Below are 19,269 nucleotides of genomic sequence, written 5' to 3' on the forward strand. Positions count from 1 at the left end.
CAAACAGGGGAACGTGCCTTTCCGCCCACATTGCGGCGTCGTGCGTCGCTTGTTTGGCACGGCCAAACGGCGCTCCTTACTCCTTGCACTGCAGGCGGGAAGGCACGTTCGCAAGCCCGTTATTAGCGGGAACAGGCCCTAGAGGCATTCATTACAGCACGCATGCTATGCTCGCTCGCTGACGGGCGTGGTGCGTACCGGTCCGCCGGCATGCACCACGCCGTTCGATCGAACATCCAAGGAGAAAAAACATGTCGATGCGTGCATCCCTTTCCGTCGTCACGCGCGTGCTGGCCGGCGCCGCGTGCGCAGCCGCGATGCTGCCCGCCCATGCGCAGAACAACCTGAACTTCCTGAACGACACGCCGATCAGCTATTTCAGCAAGACCGATCGCGCGTCGCTGTCCAAGGCGGTCGTGCAAGTGCGCGACGAAGGCAAGGACGGCGAAACCACGACGTGGCAGAGCAGCGGTCGCGGCACGCAGATCGACGCGAAGCTCACGCCGACCACGTCCGAGAGCGACGGCAAGACCTGCCGCGAGATCGCCACCGAAATCACCGCGAAGGGCCAGACGATGACGCTCAAGCCCGTCTACTGCAAGACGGCCGCGGGCAAGTGGCAGCTGCAGAAGCGCTGAGCACGCGTGTGATGAGGCGGGGCGGTGCGCCGCGCACGGTGTCGTGCGGCATCGTGATCCTCGATGCGGCCGGCCGTGTGTTCCTCGCGCACGCGACGGATACCACGCACTGGGACATCCCGAAGGGGCAGGGCGAGCCGGGCGAGACGCCGGCCGACGCCGCGCTGCGCGAGCTGCTCGAGGAAACCGGCATCGAATTCGCGCCGGCCAGGCTGCTCGATCTCGGCCGCTTTGCGTACCGGCACGACAAGGACCTGCACCTGTTCGCGGTGCGGGTGGCCGAAGGGGAGATCGATCCCGCGCACTGCACGTGCACGTCGCTGTTCCCGAGCCGTCGCGACGGTTCGATGATTCCCGAGATGGACGCGTACCGCTGGACCGTGCCGGGCGACGTCGACGCGTATGCGAGCCGCAGCCTCGCGCGGCTGTTTCGCACGAAGCTGTCGCTGGCGGCGCTGCATCGGCGGTTGTCGGGCGAGTGAGCGGGCGCGGCTTGCGCCGTCGCGTTCCGCTTCGATACACGCAATAAAAAAACCGGCCTGAGTGCCGGTTTTTTCATGGTCACGCGACGGCGGCCGTCGCAGCCGCGCGCCGCGTGCGGGAGCAGGCCGTCAGGCCGGCTTGCCCCAGCTGTCGCGCAGCCCGACGATCCGGTTGAACACCGGCTTGCCCGGCTTCGAATCGACACGGTCGGCAACAAAGTAGCCGTGGCGCTCGAACTGCAGGCGCGTTTCCGGCGCGATGTCGCCGTTGCCCGGCTCCAGATAAGCCTGCACGATCTTCTTCGAATCGGGATTCAGCGCTTCGAGGAAGTTCGCGCCGCCCGCGTCCGGGTGCGGCTCCTTGAACAGGCGGTCGTAGATCCGCACTTCGGCCGGCTGCGCATGCTTCGCGCTGACCCAGTGGATGTTGCCCTTGACCTTGTACGTGTTCGCGCCTTCCGTGCCCGACTTGCTGTCGGGGAAGTAGTTGCAGTGCACGGCCGTCACGTTGCCGTCGGCGTCCTTGTCGAAGCCCGTGCATTCGATCACGTAGCCGTAGCGCAGGCGCACCTTGTTGCCCGGGAACAGGCGGAAATAGCCCTTCGGCGGGTTTTCGACGAAATCCTCGCGCTCGATCCACAGCTCGCGCGAGATCGGGAACGTGCGCACGCCGCGGTCCGGGTGGTGCGGATGCACGGGCGCCGTGCACGCTTCCTCGAGGTCTTCCGGATAGTTGTCGATCACGAGCTTCAGCGGATCGAGCACCGCGACCGTACGCGCGGCCTTGTCGTCGAGGTCGTCGCGCAGCGCGCCTTCGAAGATGCTCATGTCGATCCACGAATCGATCTTCGTCACGCCGATCCGTTCGCAGAACAGGTGGATGCTCTCCGGCGTGAAGCCGCGACGGCGCACGCCGACGATGGTCGGCATCCGCGGGTCGTCCCAGCCGTCGACGTGGCCTTCGGTGACGAGCTGCAGCAGCTTGCGCTTGCTGGTGATCGCGTACGTGAGGTTCAGGCGCGAGAATTCGATCTGTTGCGGCAGCGGGCGCGTGAACATGCCGGCTTCCGCGAGTTCGTTCAGCACCCAGTCGTACAGCGGGCGGTGATCCTCGAATTCGAGCGTGCACAGCGAATGCGTGATGCCTTCGAGCGCATCCGAGATGCAGTGCGTGTAGTCGTACATCGGATACACGCACCATGCGTCGCCGGTGCGGTAGTGATGCGCGTAGCGGATCCGGTAGATCACCGGGTCGCGCATGTTCATGTTCGGCGAAGCCATGTCGATCTTCGCGCGCAGCACGTGCTCGCCTTCCTTGAACTCGCCGGCCTTCATGCGGCGGAACAGGTCCAGGTTCTCTTCCGGTGTGCGGTCGCGGAACGGCGACGGCTTGCCGCCTTCCGTCAGCGAGCCGCGGTTCGCGCGCATTTCGTCGGCGCTCTGGCTGTCGACGTACGCCTTGCCGCGCTTGATCAGCAGCTCGGCGAACTCGTACAGCTTGTCGTAGTAGTCGCTCGCGAAATACTGGTGATCGACCGCGTCCTTGCGCCAGTCGAAACCGAGCCAGCGCACGGCGTCGACGATCGAGTCGACGTACTCGACGCTTTCCTTTTCCGGGTTCGTGTCGTCGAAGCGCAGGTGGCACACGCCGCCGTAGTCGCGCGCGACGCTGAAGTTCAGGCAGATGCTCTTCGCATGGCCGATGTGCAGATAGCCGTTCGGCTCGGGCGGGAAGCGCGTCTCGACGCGTCCGCCCCATTTGCCGGTGCGGTTGTCGTCGTCGATGATGTTGCGGATGAAATTGGAAGCCGCGGGGGCGTCGTTGCGTTCGGTGCTCATGCGGTTGGCGTCAGGTTGTGTCGGCGCGTCGCGCCGGTTTAATCCTGTAATTCTACCTGACCGGGGTCCGTCCCGCGCGGCTCGCGGGTCCGGCACCGTGCGTTCGCGATGCGTACCGCAATATATCGAGTGTGTGTCGGCTGTAACACGACGTAAATCGGATTGCTGGCGGCGTTCGGGTTTTCCTATGATGGCTTTACCGATACAACGCCGCCATTTGTATATTGTTCCGGGCGGAAGGAAGCCAATAACCATGATGAAGAAGACCACTTTTCTCGTTCGTACCGCGGTGATCGTCGCGGCCCTGTCGCAACTCGGCGCATGCGCGATGACGCATACGCAGCGTAATGCCGGTATCGGCGCGGCCGCCGGCGGCGCGCTCGGCTACCTGATCACGGGCGGCCCGGTCGGCACGGTGGCCGGTGCGGCGGCAGGCGGCCTGGTCGGCGCCGGCGTACGCTGATCGCAGGCAGGCGCCCGCGACGCAGGCGCCATTGAACGCCGGACGGTCGTGACGTCGACCTGAACACGCGTCACGGCCCGCTCGGCCTTCTCGCACATCCCTCCGGTTTTCGACAGGCAGCATCAGGGAGAGGAGGGTGTGCGACACTGCGTCGACGCCACAACACGATTCCATTCGTCGACGCATTCCTCCATGAGCGCCCCCTTCGTTTTCGTCCTGCCGGGCTACGCCAATTCGGGCCCGCTTCACTGGCAAAGCCGCTGGGAGCGCGCCGACGCGCGCTTCTCGCGGGTCGCGATGCCCGACTGGGATCGCGCGTTCCGCAACGGCTGGTGTCTCGCGCTCGACCGTGCGGTCGAAGCCGCGCGCGGGCCCGTGCTGATCGCCGGCCACAGCCTCGGCACGCTGACCACCGCATGGTGGGCGACACGCTATGCGCGCCCGGCCGCGCTCGCGAAAGTGCGCGGGGCGCTGCTCGTCGCGTTGCCCGATCCCGCCGCGCCGGCGTTTCCGGCCGATGCGCACGGTTTCGGCCCGGTGCCGCACGAGCGGCTGCCGTTTCCGACCTGCGTGGTCGCGAGCAGCGACGATCCGTACGGTTCGCTTGCGTTCGCGCACGGCTGCGCGCACGCGTGGGGCAGTGAATTCCGTGACATCGGCCCGCGCGGCCACATCAACGCGGACAGCGGGCTCGGCGACTGGCCGCAAGCGCGCGGCTGGCTCGACGCGCTGGCGGTCGCAGGTTGACCGTGTTGCGCAGGGCTGATCGCAGGACCGTCAGATCGTCTGCTTCGCCTTCAACGCCGCGATCCGTTCGTCGTCGTCGCCGAGCAGCGGGGGGAGCCACGCGCGTCGGCAGTCCCCCGACGCATGTCGCGCCATCCGGGCTCATCGCTTGGTGGGCATGTGCGGCAGCAGGCACGTCTGCCGTTGGGCAGCGCTCCGAATTTCTGACGTGTCCCATATCGTTTGAAGTCGGTAGTGGGTAGTCTGGCGGGCCATTTGACCAGACGGAAAGCCTCCATGCCAGTCCAGCCCGCACGATCCGACCGCACCAAAGAAAACAACGGAGCCGCGACGAAACGGATTCAGGTTGATCTGTCACGGCAATGCGTGGAAGCATACGAGGGGCGCGTTTGCGTGTTCCGCTTCGACTGCGTGACAGGCGACCGCGAGCACCCGACCGATCGGGGCACGTTCAGAATCCTCCGCAAGCATCACCCTTATCGTAGCCGCACGTATAACGTGCAGATGGATCGTGCAATGTTCTTCACCACGGATGGCAAAGCTTTTCATCAATATCACGGACCAATGCCGCTCGGCGTCGTGCGGCTGGCTCGCCATTCGGTGAGTGACCGGTTCGGCTCGCGCGGATGTGTGCGGCTGAGCGAAGCCGATGCGCGGCAACTGTACGAATGGACACCGGTCGGAACCATGGTGCACGTGTCATGACGCGCGCGGCAACAGGCCGGCTCGTTCGCGCGGCTGGCGTGGTGTTCGTCGCCGTGCTCGTGGGATTGGCTTGGCGAAGCATGGTCGGAAGCGCCGGCAGTCCCGCGCCTATCGCGCCGGGTACCGAAATACTCAGCGTGCAGCCGGATGAGGTGATGTCGTTCGTCTACACCGCGGGTACGCTGAGCGTGAACGCGCATCGCGTGCAGCCGGCGGCACCGTTCTCCGTGCGCGTCACGTTTTCCGATGGCCGCGCTTCCCGGCAGTGTGTCGCGCCACCTGGGCTGGCCGACCGGCTCGCGCCGCTCACCACGCTGATCGCGCGCGGTGGTGTGTCCGGCGCCGAGCTCGAGACGGCGTTCCCGGCGCCGCTCGGCACGCTGGAAATGCGCGATCGCATCGCCTCCGAACCGCTTCCGACATTAGTGTTCCGGGGGGCGGCCGACACGGACGCGGTGGTGGTCACCGGCCTCCCGGGCGCGGGCGATCGCGCAATCGTCGTCGATCCGGCCGCGCGTGCGGCGCTCGCACTGCTTGCTGGTGGGTGCGATACGCTTGCGCAGCGCTGACTCCCGATATACCCGGCCGACGCTCCTTACGTGGGCAGTCGGGCCGGGTGTCACGCGCGCTCAAATCGTCTGCTTCGCCTTCAGCGCGGCAATCCGTGCGTCGTCGTAGCCGAGCATGTCGCGCAGCACGTCGTCGGTCTGCGCGCCGAGCAGCGGCGGGGCCGTGCGCGCATCGGGCGGCGTCGCGCTCATCCGGATCGGGTTGCGCACGAGCTTCACGTCCGCGCCGCACGGGTGCGGCAGCGATACCTGCATCCCGCGCGCGACCACCTGCTCGTTGTCGAACACTTCGTCGAGATCGTTGATCGGCCCGCACGGCACGCCGGCCGCTTCGAGCACGGCGATCCAGTCGGCCTTGTCGCGCGCCTTCACCATCTCCGCGAGGATCGGCACCAGCGTGTCGCGGTGGCGCACGCGCGACGGGTTCGTCGCGAAACGCTCGTCGTCGGCCAGTTCGGACCGGCCGCCGGCCTCGACGAACTTGCGGAACTGGCCGTCGTTGCCGACCGCGACGATGATCCAGCCGTCGCGCGTCTGGAACGTCTGGTACGGCACGATGTTCGGATGCGCGTTGCCCCAGCGTGCCGGCGGCTTGCCGCTCGCGAGGAAGTTGGTGTTCATGTTCGCGAGCAGCGCGACCTGCACGTCGAGCAGCGCCATGTCGATGTACTGGCCAACGCCTGTGCGGTCGCGGTGCGCGAGCGCGGCCAGCACCGCGATCGTCGAATAGAGGCCCGTCGCGAGGTCGGCGATCGCGACGCCGGCCTTCTGCGGGCCGCCGCCCGGCTCGCCGTCGCGCTCGCCGGTGATGCTCATGAAGCCGCCGATCCCCTGCACGATGAAGTCGTAGCCCGCGCGGTGCGCGTACGGGCCCGTCTGGCCGAAGCCGGTGACCGAGCAGTAGACGAGATCGGGCTTCACCGCACGCAGCGAGTCGTAATCGAGCCCGTATTTCTTCAACTGGCCGACCTTGTAGTTCTCCAGCACGACGTCGCTTTGCGCGGCGAGCTCGCGCACGATCTGCTGGCCTTCGGGCGTCGCGATGTCGATCGTCACCGAGCGCTTGTTGCGGTTCGCCGCGAGGTAGTACGCGGCCTCGGCGGTATCCGCGCCGTCCGCGTCCTTCAGGTACGGCGGCCCCCAGTGGCGCGTGTCGTCGCCGGCGCCCGGGCGCTCGACCTTGATCACGTCCGCACCGAAATCGGCAAGCGTCTGCGCGCACCACGGCCCCGCGAGCACGCGGGTGAGGTCCAGCACGCGGATATGGCTCAGGGCACCCATCGTCGAATCGTCTCCTTTCATGGCTGGCCCGTCTTGTCCGGCCGGGCCGATTGGCATGCCGAGCATCTTAAGGCGAATCGGCCGCGCGGGTGGCCCAGCCGGGCCGGCCGGATGGCCGAGCCGCTTTGCCGGCGCTTTGCCCGGAAGCCGGCCCCGATCCCGTATAATCGATCGTTTCCGAATCCATGCCGCCGCGCGCCCCGCCTGGGGCGCCGGCGTTTGAAGCCGTCTTTGCCAGACTGTCCCCGCACGCCATGAAAGCTGCCGAAATCCGCGAGAAATTCCTCAAATTCTTCGAATCGAAGGGCCACACGATCGTCCGCTCGTCGAGCCTCGTGCCCGGTAACGACCCCACGCTGATGTTCACGAACTCGGGCATGGTCCAGTTCAAGGACGTCTTCCTCGGCACGGATCCGCGCCCGTACTCGCGCGCCACGACGGCGCAGCGCAGCGTGCGCGCGGGCGGCAAGCACAACGACCTCGAGAACGTCGGCTACACGGCGCGCCACCACACGTTCTTCGAGATGCTCGGCAACTTCTCGTTCGGCGACTACTTCAAGCACGACGCGATCAAGTTCGCGTGGGAGCTGCTGACCACGGTCTACCAGCTGCCGAAGGACAAGCTGTGGGTCACCGTCTACCAGGAAGACGACGAGGCGTACGACATCTGGGCGAAGGAAGTCGGCGTGCCGACCGAGCGCATCATCCGCATCGGCGACAACAAGGGCGCGCGCTACGCGTCGGACAACTTCTGGACGATGGGCGACACGGGCCCGTGCGGCCCCTGTACCGAAATCTTCTACGACCACGGCCCGGACGTGTGGGGCGGCCCGCCGGGGTCGCCTGAAGAAGACGGCGACCGCTACATCGAGATCTGGAACCTCGTGTTCATGCAGTTCAACCGCGACGCGCAGGGCAACATGACGCGCCTGCCGAAGCAGTCGGTCGACACCGGCATGGGCCTCGAGCGCCTCGCCGCGGTGCTGCAGCACGTGCACAGCAACTACGAGATCGACCTGTTCCAGAACCTGATCAAGGCCGCCGCGCGCGTGACCGAGATCAGCGACCTCACGAACAACTCGCTGAAGGTGATCGCCGATCACATCCGTGCGTGCTCGTTCCTGATCGTCGACGGCGTGATCCCCGGCAACGAAGGCCGCGGCTACGTGCTGCGCCGGATCGTGCGCCGCGCGATCCGCCACGGCTACAAGCTTGGCCGCAAGGGTTCGTTCTTCCACAAGCTGGTGGCCGACCTCGTCGCCGAGATGGGCACGGCCTATCCGGAGCTGAAGGAAGCGGAACAGCGCGTGACCGACGTGCTGCGCCAGGAAGAAGAGCGCTTCTTCGAGACGATCGAGCACGGGATGTCGATCCTCGAAGGGGCGCTTGCCGACGTCGAGGCGAAGGGCGGCAAGGTGCTCGACGGCGAACTCGCATTCAAGCTGCACGATACGTACGGCTTCCCGCTCGACCTCACGGCCGACGTCTGCCGCGAGCGCGGGATGACGGTCGACGAGCCGGCATTCGACGACGCGATGGCGCGCCAGCGCGAGCAGGCGCGCGCGGCCGGCAAGTTCAAGGCCGCGCAGGGCCTCGAATACTCGGGCGCGAAGACCACCTTCCACGGTTACGAGGAAATCGCGTTCGACGACGCGAAGGTCGTCGCGCTGTACGTCGACGGTTCGGCCGTCAACGAAGTGAAGGCCGGCCAGGACGCGGTCGTCGTGCTCGATCACACGCCGTTCTACGCGGAATCGGGCGGCCAGGTCGGCGACCAGGGCGTGCTCGCGAACGCCGCGACGCGCTTCGCGGTGGCCGACACGCTGAAGGTGCAGGCCGACGTGATCGGCCATCACGGCACGCTGGAGCAGGGCACGCTGAAGGTCGGCGACGTGCTGCGCGCGGAAATCGACGCGCATCGCCGCGCCCGCACGCAGCGCAACCACTCGGCCACCCACCTGATGCACAAGGCGCTGCGCGAAGTGCTCGGCGCGCACGTGCAGCAGAAGGGGTCGCTGGTCGACGCGGAAAAGACCCGCTTCGACTTCGCGCACAACGCGCCGATGACCGACGACGAAATCCGTCGCGTCGAGCAGATCGTCAACAACGAGATCCTGGCCAACGCGCCGGGCATCGTGCGCGTGATGCCGTACGACGAAGCGGTGAAGGGCGGTGCGATGGCGCTGTTCGGCGAGAAGTACGGCGACGAAGTGCGCGTGCTCGACCTCGGTTTCTCGCGTGAACTGTGCGGCGGCACGCACGTGCAGCGCAGCGGCGACATCGGTTTCTTCAAGATCGTCGTCGAAGGCGGCGTCGCGGCCGGCATCCGCCGTGTCGAGGCGATCACCGGCGACAACGCGGTGCGCTACGTGCAGGAGCTCGACGCGCGCGTGAACGAAGCGGCTGCTGCGCTGAAGGCGCAACCGTCGGAACTCACGCAGCGCATCGCACAGGTGCAGGACCAGGTGAAGTCGCTCGAGAAGGAGCTCGGCGCGCTGAAGTCGAAGCTCGCGTCGAGCCAGGGCGACGAGCTCGCGCAGCAGGCCGTCGAAATCGGCGGCGTGTACGTGCTGGCCGCGACGCTCGACGGCGCCGACGCGAAGACGCTGCGCGAAACGGTCGACAAGCTGAAGGACAAGCTGAAGAGCGCGGCGATCGTGCTGGCGGCCGTCGAGGGCGGCAAGGTCAGCCTGATCGCGGGCGTCACGCCGGACGCGAGCAAGAAGGTGAAGGCCGGCGAACTCGTGAACTTCGTCGCGCAGCAGGTCGGCGGCAAGGGCGGCGGCCGTCCGGACATGGCGCAGGCAGGCGGCACCGAGCCGGCCAACCTGCCGGGCGCGCTGGCCGGCGTGAAGGGCTGGGTCGAAGAGCGGCTCTGATCGTCACGTCATCGAGGCGATGCCGTTTCACTGACGGCATTGCCTGACTGAAAAACGACCCGATCGGCACGCGCCGGTCGGGTCGTTTTGTTTGTGCGCGTCGCTCCGTGCGGCGACGCGCGAACACGGGTCAGGCCGTCACGGTCGCCGTCGGCTGCGTCGCATCGGCGGGCGGCCGTCCGGCTTCCGTGAGCGCATCGCGCAGCGCGGCGAGGGCCGCCGATGCATAGCCCTGCCGCCACGCGAGCAGCGTGTCGATGCCTTCGAGTTCGGGGATCGTGTGCGCGGCGATGTTGCCGGTTTCGGGTTGCAGATCGAGTACCGAGCGCGGCGCGACCGCGACACCCGCGCCGGCCGCGACACACGCGACGATCGCGTGATACGAGCCGAGTTCGAGCACGCGCGCCGGTTTTACGCCATGCGCCGCATACCACCGCTCGACGTACTTGCGATACGTGCACCCGCGCTCGAACGCGATCAGCGTCGGCAGGATCACGTCGCGCGGCGTGCGCACCGGCGGATGGCCACGCGGCGTCAGCAGCACGAGATCCTCGCGGAAGATCGGCACCGTCTCGAACGTGTCGGGCAGCGCGTCCGGCTCGGGCGGGCGGGCGAACAATGCCGCATCGACCTCGAAGTCGCGCACGCGGTCGATCAGCCAGCCCGTCGTGCCCGTCAGCAGTTCGAGCGACACGTCGGGCCATGCGTGGTGATAGCGTGCGAGTATCGTCGGCAACCGGCTTGCGGCCGTGCTTTCCATCGTGCCGAGCCGCAGACGGCCGCGCGGCGTGTCCTCGCGCACTGCGTCGCGCGCTTCGTCGGCGAGCGCGAGCAGGCGTTCCGCATACGGCAGCAGCGTGTGGCCGGCCGGCGTCAGCACCAGCCGGCGGCCGTCGCGCACGAACAGCGCCGCGCCGAGTTCCTCCTCGAGCTGCTTGATGCGCGTCGTGACGTTCGACTGCACGCGATTGAGCTTGGCCGCCGCACGCGTCACACCGTTCTCGCGCACGACCGCCCGGAATATCGCCAGCGCGGCCAGATCCATGATTCTCTCCAGAGGATGAGTCGATTCTCAATTATTCATTTTTTGAGAACGTTTGGTCAAGCTACGATGAAGGCATTCCGATTTCCGATCCGGCCGGCGCGCTGAGTGCCGGCCGATGCCGCCATGTCCCGCTTCGATGCCCCGACCGCCGCTGCCGGCGTGCTTTCGTCAGACCAGGCCGATCGTCGCGCCCGCGCGGCCGCGCTGGCCTGCATGGTCGGCCTCGCCGTCGTGCTCGGCGTCGGCCGCTTCGCGTTCACGCCGTTGTTGCCGCTGATGCTCGCCGACGGCTCGATCGGCCTGAAGGCCGGCGGCTGGCTCGCGTCGGCAAACTACGCGGGCTACTTCGCCGGCGCGGTCAGTTGCGCGGCGCTGCGTGTCGCGCCCGCGCGGATGGTGCGCTTCGGGCTCGCGGCCACCGTGCTGCTGACGGCGGCGATGGGCGTCGGGCACCTGTTGCCCGTGTGGCTCGCGGTGCGCTTCGTCGCGGGCGTCGTCAGTGCCTGGACGTTCGTGTTCGTGTCGCAGTGGGGATTGCGGCGCCTGGCCGAGCTGCACGCGCCGGAATGGAGCGGGGTGATCTACGCGGGGCCCGGCGTCGGCATCGTGCTGACGGGGGTGATCGGCAGCGCGCTGGCCGGTCAGCGCGCGGCGTCGGGTTGGCTGGGCTTCGCGGCGCTGTCGGCCGTGCTGTCGGTTGCGATCTGGCGCACGTTCGGCACCGTGCCGGCGCCGGCGCACGTGGCACCGCCGGCCGCCGCCGCGCCGCATGCGGCTGCCGGAGCAGCGGCCGCTTCGACGGCGCCTGCCGCCGGCCTGCGAAGCCGCCGCATGGATGCCGCGTGGCTCGTCGTGCTGTACGGCGCGCCAGGCTTCGGCTACATCATCACCGCGACGTTCCTGCCGGTGATCGCGCGCGCCGCGCTGCCGGCCGGTTCGCCGTGGCCCGACCTGTTCTGGCCGATGTTCGGCGCGGCGCTGATCGTCGGCGCGATCTCCGCCGCGCGGCTGCCCGCGCACTGGGACAACCGCCTGCTGCTCGCGGCCGGCTGCGCGACGCAGGCGCTCGGCATCGTGGCCGGAATCGTGTGGCCGAACGCGGCCGGTTTCTCGGCCGGCAGCGCGCTGCTCGGCCTGCCGTTCACCGCGATCACGCTGTTCGCGATGCGCGAGGCGCGGCGCCTGCACGGCGAGCGCGCAGCCGGGCTGATGGGCTATGCGACGGCGTCATACGGCATCGGGCAGATCCTCGGGCCGCTCGTCGCGGCGCCGCTGGCCGCGCGTTTCGGGTCGTTTACGCCGGCGTTGTGGGTCGCGGTGGGCGCGTTGCTCGCCGGTGCGGCCGGTTTTGCGGCGACTGCCGTGAGCGGGCGCCGGCAACCCTGACGGCGGCGGGGACGGATCGTCTGCGGCGCGGGCAAACTCGCTAGAATGAAGCCTTTCCCGCGCCGAGCGGGTGCGCGGGCAGCCGTGAGGCGCCGTCCGGCGCTCGCCAGATCCTCACCGATGACCACCGCCGACTACCGTTTCTGCCCGCGCTGCGCGAGCCCGCTGACCGAGCGAGCCGATCCCGAACATGAAGGCGGCCGCGTGCGCCAGGCTTGCCCCGACGATACCTGCGGCTATGTGCATTGGAACAATCCGCTGCCCGTCGTCGCCGCGATCGTCGAGCTCGGCGGCAAGATCCTGCTCGCGCGCAACGCGGCCTGGCCCGAAGGGATGTTCGCGCTGATCACCGGCTTCCTCGAAAACGGCGAGACGCCCGAGGACGGCATCGCGCGCGAGGTGTTCGAGGAAACCGCGTTGAAGGCCGAGCAGGTGTCGCTCGTCGGCGTGTACGAATTCATTCGCAAGAACGAGCTGATCATCGCGTACCACGTGCGTGCGTCGGGCACGGTGTCGCTGTCGCCGGAACTGCTCGAATACAAGCTCGTCGATCCGCCGCTGCTGCGCCCGTGGCGTGCCGGCACGGGCATCGCGCTCGCCGACTGGATGCGCGCGCGCGGCCTCGATTTCGAGTTCGTCGACCGGCCGGGGCAGTGATGGGCCGGCCGGTCCGCAGCGTGTCTGCCGCCGCGCCGCGAGCGATCGCGACGCGGCGTTCCGCTTCTCGCCGGCGTGCCGTGCCGCATGGCCGCCGCGCGTCATCCTCGTCGTTTCCCTCGTCCTGACCGCCATCGCCATGTCCGACAAGCCGCAGCCGCGTCCGCGCGACGCCTATCGCCACTTCCTGCCGATCACGACCCGCTGGATGGACAACGACGTCTACGGGCACGTGAACAACGTCGTCTACTACAGCTACTTCGACACCGTCGTGAACGAGTACCTGATCCGCGCCGGCGTGCTCGATGTCGAGCACGGGCAGACGATCGGGCTGGTCGTCGAGACGCAGTGCAACTACTTCGCGCCGCTCGTGTTCCCGCAGTCGATCGACGCGGGGCTGCGGGTCGTGAAGCTCGGCACGTCGAGCGTGCGCTACGAGGTCGGCCTGTTCGCGCAAGGCGACGCGGCGCCGGCCGCGCAGGGGCATTTCGTGCACGTGTACGTCGATCGCGAGACACGCCGCCCCGTGCCGCTGCCCGATGCGTTGCGCGCCGCGCTCGAGCCGCTCACGGCCTGACGGCGCGCGGTGCACGCGTTCGCGCTCCAGGCCTTCAACGGCCTCAGCTACGGCTTGCTGCTGTTCATGCTGTCGGCCGGCCTCACGCTGATCTTCAGCGTGCAGGGCGTGCTGAACTTCGCGCATGCGAGCTTTTATATGCTCGGCGCGTATGTCGGCTACAGCATCGCGGCCTACGCGGGCTTCTGGCCCGCGCTGGTGCTCGCGCCGCTCGCGGTCGGGCTGCTCGGCGCCGGCTGCGAACGCGCGCTGCTGCGCCGCGTGCAGGCGCGCGGCCATACGAGCGAACTGCTGCTGACCTTTGGTCTCGCCTACCTGATCGGCGAGGGCGCGAAACTCGCCTGGGGCCTCGCGCCGCTGCCGGCGCCCGTGCCGCCGCTGTTCGACGGCGCGCCCGTGACCGTCTTCGGCCTCGCATTGCCGCGCTACCGGCTGTTCATGATGGCGATGTCCGCGACGATGCTGGTCGCGCTCGGCGCGCTGCTGCGCGTGTCGCACATCGGGCTCGTCGTGCGTGCGGCGCTCACGCATCGCGCGGCCGTCGAGGCGCTCGGCTACGACGTGCCGCGCGTGATGACGGGCCTGTTCGGCGCCGGCACCGCGCTCGCGGCGCTGGCCGGCGTGATCGGCGCGCCGCTCGCGGTGATCGAGCCCGCGCTGGCCGAGACCGTCGGGTCGGTCGTGTTCGCGGTCGTCGTGATCGGCGGGCTCGGCTCGCTCGGCGGCGCGTTCGTCGCGTCGCTCGCGGTCGGCTTCGCGCAGACCTTCGCGGCCGCGAGCGATACGTCGCTGCGCGACCTCGCGCAATGGGCCGGCGTCGCGCTGCCCGATCGCGTCGCCGCGGTGACGATCGCGCAACTCGCGCCGCTGGTGCCGTACCTGCTGCTCGTCGCCGTGCTGGTCGCGCGGCCGCGCGGGCTGTTCGGCGAGCGTGTCGATGCGTAGCCGCGTGCTCGCCGGCTGCGTGCGCTGGGCGCTGTTCGCCGCGTGCTTCGCGCTGCCCGCGTGGCTGTGGCCGCATGGCGCGGTGCTCGGCTATCTCGCGCAGACGGCCGCGCTCGTCGTGCTCGCGCTGTCGTACAACCTGCAGCTCGGCACGACCGGGTTGCTGTCGTTCGGGCACGCGGCGTTCGCGGGCCTTGGCGCGTTCGCGGCCGCGCACTGGTTCAATCATGTCGGCGGCCCGCTGCCGCTGCTGCCGCTCGTCGGCGGCGCGGCCGGCGCGGGCTTCGGGTTCGTCGCCGGATTGCTCGCGACACGCCGCTCCGGCACCGCGTTCGCGATGATCACGCTCGGGCTCGGCGAATGCGTCGCGGCCGCCGCGTGGAGCGTGCCCGCGTGGTTCGGCGGCCTGGGCGGCGTGCCGATCGACCGCGCGAGCGGCGCGCCGTGGGGCAACTGGCATTTCGGCGCACCGGCACATGCCTATGCGGTGATCGCCGCGTGGTGCGTCGTGTCGGCGTGGGCCATGCACGCGCTGACGCGCACGCCGCTCGCGCGGCTCGCGAACGCGGTGCGCGACAACCCCGCGCGCGTCGCCGCGCTCGGCACCGATCCGCGCCGCGTGCGGCTCGCGATGGTCACCTGCGCGTCGTTCTTCGCGGGCATCGCCGGCACGCTGACGCTGATCGACATCGAGATCGCGACGCCCGACAGCGTGTCGATGGCGCGCTCGGCAACCGTGCTGATCGCCGCGGTGATCGGCGGCACCGGCGCGTTCTTCGGGCCGGCGGCCGGCGCTGCCGTGCTGACCGCGCTGAGCATCGGCGTCGCGGGCGTGTCGCGTGCATGGGCGCTGTATCTCGGCGTGCTGTTCGTCGCGATCGTCGTGGCCGCGCCGCGCGGGCTCGCGGGTATCGCGCAGGCGTTCGCGCACGCGATGCGGCGCGATGCGCCGGCGGCCGAGCGGTGGCGGATGCTGTGCGCGCTCGGCGCGTGCATGTTCTGGGGCGTCGCGATCGTCTGCGCGGCCGAGCTCGGCTACGCGTGGCGCTTCGCGCAGGACGACGGCACGGGCCTCGCGTTCGGCGCATGGGCGATCGATGCCGATACGCCGGCCGGCTGGGCCGTCGCCGGCTCGGCGGCCGGCATCGGTACGCTGCTGTGGGGCTGGCGCGCGCGGTTCGTGCAGGGCGGGCAGGCCGGCAAGCGGGAGGACGCACGATGAGCGGCAATGCGATCGCGCTCCACGGCGTCGTGCAGCGCTTCGGCGCGCAGACCGTGCTCGACGGCGTCGAACTGAGCATCGCGGCCGGCGAGCGTCACGCGCTGATCGGGCCGAACGGCGCGGGCAAGTCGACGCTGTTCGGCGTGATTGCCGGTGCGACGCGGCCGACGCGCGGGCGCGTCGTGCTGCACGGCGTCGAGCTGCGCGGGCGCGGGCCGGTCGTCGCGAGCCGCCTCGGCATCGGCCGCAGTTTCCAGCAGACGAGTGCGTTCGCGCGGCTGACGGTATTCGACAACCTGCGCTGCGCGGCGCTGCATGCGCCGGCCGAACGGCGCCGATGGTGGAACCGGCTGCGCGAATCGGCGTCGGTCGATCTCGCGGCCGCGCGCGTGCTGCACGACATCGGCCTCGATGCGCGGCGCGACACGCCGGCCGCCGAACTGAGCTATGCGGAACAGCGCGCGCTCGACCTCGGGATCGCGCTCGCGAGCGATGCGCGCACGCTGCTGCTCGACGAGCCGACGGCCGGCATGAGCCGCGCGCAGGCGGCACGGATGATCGCACTGATCCGCGCGACGACGCAGGGCCGCACGGTGCTGATGATCGAGCACGACATGGACGCGGTGTTCGACTTCGCCGAACGTATCACGGTGCTCGTGCGCGGCACGGTGGTCGCGACCGGCGCGCCCGATGCCATCCGTGCCGATCCGCGCGTGCGTGCGGCGTATCTGGGCGAGGGTCGCGCATGAGCGCACTGCTCGACATTCGCGGCCTGCGCGCGTGGTACGGATTGCAACCCGTGCTCGACGGCGTCGATCTCGCGCTCGCGCCGGGCGAGACGCTCGCGCTGCTCGGCCGCAACGGCTCGGGGCGCTCGACGCTCGCGAAGGCCGTGATGGGGCTCGTCCGCACGGCCGGCTCGGTGCGCATCGCCGGTGCAGAATGCGCGGGCGCACGGACGTTCGAGATCGCGCGGCGCGGCGTTGCTTACGTGGCCGAAAGCCGCGACGTGTTTCCGCTGTTGACCGTTCGCGACAACCTGCGGCTCGGCTTGCGCGGCGCACGCGGCCCGGCCGAACGCGCGGCGCTCGACCGCCTGTTCGGTCGCTTTCCGCTGCTGGCCGCGCGCGCGGACGTGAAAGCAGGGCGCCTGTCGGGCGGCGAGCAGCAGGTGCTCGCGCTGGTGCGCGCGCTGGCCGGGAGCCCGCGCGTGCTGATCGTCGACGAGCCGGCCGAAGGGCTCGCGCCGCTCGCGGTCGACGAAGTCGGCGCCTGCCTCGCCGCGCTGCAGGCCGACGGGGTCGCGATCCTGCTGATCGAGCAGCGGCTGCAGTTCGCGCCGCGGCTCGCGCGGCGCGTCGCGGTGATGGGGCGCGGACGGATCGTCTACGACGGCGCGCTCGACGGGCTGGGCGGCGAGGTCGCCAACGCGTGGCTGAGCGCCGGCTGACGGCGCGCGATCGATTGTTCGGCAAACTCCGCCAGTCAATTCGTCTCGAGCCGCTTTATCGCTGCAGTGCCGCAACGTAAATTTCCAGTCAGGCCGATTGCCGCGGCCACGCATCGACGCGGCAACCGGCGCCAACCATCGAAGGTCTTCTGACTGAGGAATGAAATCATGAGCAAGCTGACAGGCAAGGTAGCGATCGTCACGGGCGCATCGAAGGGCATCGGCGCGGCAATCGCGAAGGCACTGGCCGACGAAGGCGCGGCGGTCGTCGTCAACTACGCGAGCAGCAAGGCAGGTGCCGACGCGGTCGTGAGCGCGATCACCGAAGCGGGCGGCCGCGCGGTCGCGGTCGGCGGCGACGTGTCGAAGGCAGCCGACGCGCAGCGCATCGTCGATACCGCAATCGAAACGTATGGCCGACTCGACGTGCTCGTCAACAATTCGGGCGTGTACGAATTCGCGCCGATCGAAGCGATCACCGAAGAGCACTATCGCCGCCAGTTCGACACGAACGTGTTCGGCGTACTGCTGACCACGCAGGCGGCCGTCAAGCATCTCGGCGAAGGCGCGAGCATCATCAACATCAGCTCGGTCGTGACCAGCATCACGCCGCCGGCCAGCGCCGTGTACAGCGGCACGAAGGGCGCGGTCGACGCGATCACCGGCGTGCTCGCGCTCGAACTCGCCCCGCGCAAGATCCGCGTGAACGCGATCAACCCCGGCATGGTCGTGACCGAAGGCACGCACAGCGCGGGCATCATCGGTTCCGATCTCGAAGCGCAGGTGCTCGGGCAGACGCCGCTCGGCCGCCTCGGCGAGCCGAACGACATCGCGTCGGTGGCCGTGTTCCTCGCGTCGGACGATGCGCGCTGGATGACCGGCGAGCACCTCGTCGTGAGCGGCGGGTTGAACTGACCCATCCTGCGTGACTGCGCGATCGGCGTGCGTGCGCCGATCGCGTCGTTACGCCAGCATTGCCAGCGCGTTCGCGCCGACGTGCCACTGCAGGCACTCGACGACGAGCGCGTGATTGTCTGCGGAGTCGAGCCCCGCGATCGTCATCGCGCCGACGATGCCGCCCCCGGCGAGCCGCAGCGGCACGCCGCCGCCGTCGAGCGCATAGTCGTCGTCGGACAGTCCCTGCGACTGCAGCGACCAGCCGGCACGCCGAAAGCACGCGCCGACCGCGAGCGAACTCTGGCCGAAACGCAGCACCGTGTTCTGCCGGCGGCGGATCGCGTCGCTGTCGTGTGCGCCGCTGCCGTCGAGCGCGCAGTAGAACAACGGCGCCTGCTCGCCGACGATGCTCACCGCGATCGGCAGCCCGCGCCGCGAGGCGAGGTTGACCGCGATTTCCCCCATCCGCCGTGCGGCGGCCGCATTGAAGCGCGGCAGCGCCGGATTCGATGCGTCGTCGTCGAAGGCGTGGGGTTCGAGGCGAAAATGGGTCGTCACCATGGCGGCTCCGTGGCGTCGCCGGCTCAGTGTGCGCGTGCCGGGCGTCGCATCGTCACGGGCCGCGCGGGCCCGTCTTCCGTTCAATGCTTCAGGGTTCCTCAGCGTTTCGGCGCCGCGTCGATCATCCACTCGTGCGCGGGATCGTTCTTGAACGCCCATGCGCGGCTTGGGCCCGCCATCACGTTCAGGTAGTACAGGTTGTAGCCGTGCGGAGCTACGACCGGATGGTAGCCGCGCGGCACCATCACGACGTCGTGGTTCTCGACGGCGCACGCTTCGTCGAGGCTGCGGTCGTCCGTGTACACGCGCTGGAACGCGAAGCCCTGCGGCGGATCGATCCGGTGATAGTAGGTTTCCTCGAGCGACGTCTCGTCGGGCGCCGCGTCGCGATCGTGCTTGTGCGGCGGATAGCTGCTCGAATGGCTGGCCGGCGTGACGACTTCGACGACGAGCAGCCGGTCGGCCGCCGGGTTGTCGCCCATCAGGATGTCGCAGACGTAGCGCGTGTTGGTGCCTTGCCCGCGCACCGACCGGCGCATCCGTTCGCCGTCGAGGCGCCGCACGGGCTTGTCGCCGCTCGCGTACGGCGCGGTGCACAGCGCGATTTCCGCATCGCGCGTCGCGACCAGCGTGACGGTCTTGCCGCCCGGCACGTACAGTGCGTCCGGCGACACCTCGTCGAAGACGCTGTCGCGCTTGCCGAGCGCATCGTAGGTTTCGCCGTCGACTTCGGCACGCACGGTGCCCGTCAGCACGACCACGCACAGCTCGCGCGTGCCGGTGTCGAGCGTTTCGGTGTCACCGGCCTTCAGGCGCAGCGCACGAAAGCCGACGTGCTTCCAGCCGGCCGATTCGGGCGTGACGTTGCAGATTTCACGGTCGGCCGAGGCCTTGACCAGCAGGGGAGAAATCGTCATGGGATGGGG

The 19,269-nt window shown here is 69.2% G+C and carries 20 protein-coding genes; 15 read left to right on the plus strand and 5 right to left on the minus strand.

Annotation, left to right across the window (positions count from 1 at the left end; genetic code table 11):
• The first annotated feature begins 251 nt into the window (after positions 1-251).
• Positions 252-638, plus strand: coding sequence for a hypothetical protein (locus DIE03_RS30480; protein ID WP_124455934.1), 387 nt, complete (start codon positions 252-254; stop codon positions 636-638).
• Positions 639-649: 11 nt separating this feature from the next.
• On the plus strand, positions 650-1,120 hold the full coding sequence (locus tag DIE03_RS30485; protein WP_124455985.1) for an NUDIX hydrolase: 471 nt from the start codon (positions 650-652) through the stop codon (positions 1,118-1,120).
• A gap of 129 nt (positions 1,121-1,249) precedes the next feature.
• On the opposite strand, the gene DIE03_RS30490 is transcribed toward DIE03_RS30485, so the two are convergent.
• Positions 1,250-2,959: a glutamine--tRNA ligase/YqeY domain fusion protein gene (locus tag DIE03_RS30490; protein WP_124455935.1), complete on the minus strand. Its 1,710-nt coding sequence runs from the start codon at positions 2,957-2,959 to the stop codon at positions 1,250-1,252.
• Positions 2,960-3,212: 253 nt separating this feature from the next.
• On the opposite strand from DIE03_RS30490, the gene DIE03_RS30495 reads away from it, so the two are divergent.
• The 4 genes from DIE03_RS30495 to DIE03_RS30510 all read left to right on the plus strand — a co-directional run bounded on the left by DIE03_RS30495 (position 3,213) and on the right by DIE03_RS30510 (position 5,443).
• Complete coding sequence (locus DIE03_RS30495; RefSeq protein ID WP_006497729.1) at positions 3,213-3,422, plus strand: ornithine acetyltransferase; 210 nt, start codon at positions 3,213-3,215, stop codon at positions 3,420-3,422.
• A 192-nt stretch (positions 3,423-3,614) separates the two neighbouring features.
• Entirely contained in the window at positions 3,615-4,169 is a 555-nt protein-coding gene (locus DIE03_RS30500; RefSeq protein ID WP_124455936.1) for an alpha/beta hydrolase, read from the plus strand.
• A 276-nt stretch (positions 4,170-4,445) separates the two neighbouring features.
• On the plus strand, positions 4,446-4,874 hold the full coding sequence (locus DIE03_RS30505; RefSeq protein ID WP_124455937.1) for a L,D-transpeptidase: 429 nt from the start codon (positions 4,446-4,448) through the stop codon (positions 4,872-4,874).
• Positions 4,871-5,443, plus strand: a complete 573-nt coding sequence (locus DIE03_RS30510; RefSeq protein ID WP_124455938.1) for a hypothetical protein — start codon at positions 4,871-4,873, stop codon at positions 5,441-5,443. Before DIE03_RS30505 ends, DIE03_RS30510 begins: the two co-directional genes overlap by 4 nt.
• 60 nt (positions 5,444-5,503) lie before the next feature.
• Here the strand turns inward: DIE03_RS30510 and DIE03_RS30515 are convergent, their stop codons facing one another.
• Entirely contained in the window at positions 5,504-6,724 is a 1,221-nt protein-coding gene (locus DIE03_RS30515; RefSeq protein ID WP_124455939.1) for a CaiB/BaiF CoA-transferase family protein, read from the minus strand.
• Between the two features lie 254 nt (positions 6,725-6,978).
• Here DIE03_RS30515 and alaS point away from each other — a divergent pair, with 254 nt between their 5' ends.
• Positions 6,979-9,603, plus strand: coding sequence for an alanine--tRNA ligase (gene alaS, locus DIE03_RS30525; RefSeq protein ID WP_124455940.1), 2,625 nt, complete (start codon positions 6,979-6,981; stop codon positions 9,601-9,603).
• Positions 9,604-9,733: 130 nt separating this feature from the next.
• Here alaS and DIE03_RS30530 read toward each other — a convergent pair whose 3' ends face one another.
• A complete protein-coding gene (locus DIE03_RS30530; RefSeq protein ID WP_124455941.1) occupies positions 9,734-10,648 on the minus strand; it encodes a LysR family transcriptional regulator in 915 nt (304 codons plus the stop codon).
• A gap of 123 nt (positions 10,649-10,771) precedes the next feature.
• Between DIE03_RS30530 and DIE03_RS30535 the strand changes: the two genes are divergently transcribed.
• The 8 genes from DIE03_RS30535 (at position 10,772) to DIE03_RS30570 (ending at position 17,800) form a co-directional block, all read left to right on the plus strand.
• Entirely contained in the window at positions 10,772-12,034 is a 1,263-nt protein-coding gene (locus DIE03_RS30535; RefSeq protein ID WP_124455942.1) for a YbfB/YjiJ family MFS transporter, read from the plus strand.
• Positions 12,035-12,154: 120 nt separating this feature from the next.
• Positions 12,155-12,691 carry an NUDIX domain-containing protein gene (locus DIE03_RS30540; protein WP_124455943.1) on the plus strand — a complete coding sequence of 179 codons (537 nt, stop codon included), beginning with the start codon at positions 12,155-12,157 and terminating at the stop codon, positions 12,689-12,691.
• 139 nt (positions 12,692-12,830) lie between these two features.
• Positions 12,831-13,268 carry a thioesterase family protein gene (locus DIE03_RS30545; RefSeq protein WP_124455944.1) on the plus strand — a complete coding sequence of 146 codons (438 nt, stop codon included), beginning with the start codon at positions 12,831-12,833 and terminating at the stop codon, positions 13,266-13,268.
• A 9-nt stretch (positions 13,269-13,277) separates the two neighbouring features.
• Positions 13,278-14,213 (plus strand): branched-chain amino acid ABC transporter permease, encoded by a 936-nt coding sequence (locus tag DIE03_RS30550; RefSeq protein ID WP_124455945.1) that lies wholly within the window; start codon positions 13,278-13,280, stop codon positions 14,211-14,213.
• Positions 14,206-15,435 (plus strand): branched-chain amino acid ABC transporter permease, encoded by a 1,230-nt coding sequence (locus DIE03_RS30555; RefSeq protein WP_124455946.1) that lies wholly within the window; start codon positions 14,206-14,208, stop codon positions 15,433-15,435. The genes DIE03_RS30550 and DIE03_RS30555 overlap by 8 nt, the downstream gene beginning before the upstream one ends.
• Entirely contained in the window at positions 15,432-16,184 is a 753-nt protein-coding gene (locus DIE03_RS30560) for an ABC transporter ATP-binding protein (protein ID WP_124455947.1), read from the plus strand. Before DIE03_RS30555 ends, DIE03_RS30560 begins: the two co-directional genes overlap by 4 nt.
• Entirely contained in the window at positions 16,181-16,885 is a 705-nt protein-coding gene (locus tag DIE03_RS30565) for an ABC transporter ATP-binding protein (RefSeq protein WP_124455948.1), read from the plus strand. The genes DIE03_RS30560 and DIE03_RS30565 overlap by 4 nt, the downstream gene beginning before the upstream one ends.
• Before the next feature lie 168 nt (positions 16,886-17,053).
• The gene (locus tag DIE03_RS30570) at positions 17,054-17,800 is read left to right on the plus strand and encodes an SDR family NAD(P)-dependent oxidoreductase (protein WP_124455949.1); all 747 of its coding nucleotides are present in this window, start codon (positions 17,054-17,056) and stop codon (positions 17,798-17,800) included.
• Positions 17,801-17,848: 48 nt separating this feature from the next.
• Here DIE03_RS30570 and DIE03_RS30575 read toward each other — a convergent pair whose 3' ends face one another.
• Together DIE03_RS30575 and iolB are read right to left on the minus strand one after the other, a co-directional pair.
• Positions 17,849-18,343: a heme-degrading domain-containing protein gene (locus DIE03_RS30575; RefSeq protein ID WP_124455950.1), complete on the minus strand. Its 495-nt coding sequence runs from the start codon at positions 18,341-18,343 to the stop codon at positions 17,849-17,851.
• 98 nt (positions 18,344-18,441) lie between these two features.
• Positions 18,442-19,260, minus strand: coding sequence for a 5-deoxy-glucuronate isomerase (gene iolB / locus DIE03_RS30580; protein ID WP_124455951.1), 819 nt, complete (start codon positions 19,258-19,260; stop codon positions 18,442-18,444).
• Positions 19,261-19,269 lie beyond the last annotated feature (9 nt).

Origin of the sequence: Burkholderia sp. Bp8992 (assembly GCF_003853705.1) — a bacterium.
Lineage (GTDB): Bacteria > Pseudomonadota > Gammaproteobacteria > Burkholderiales > Burkholderiaceae > Burkholderia.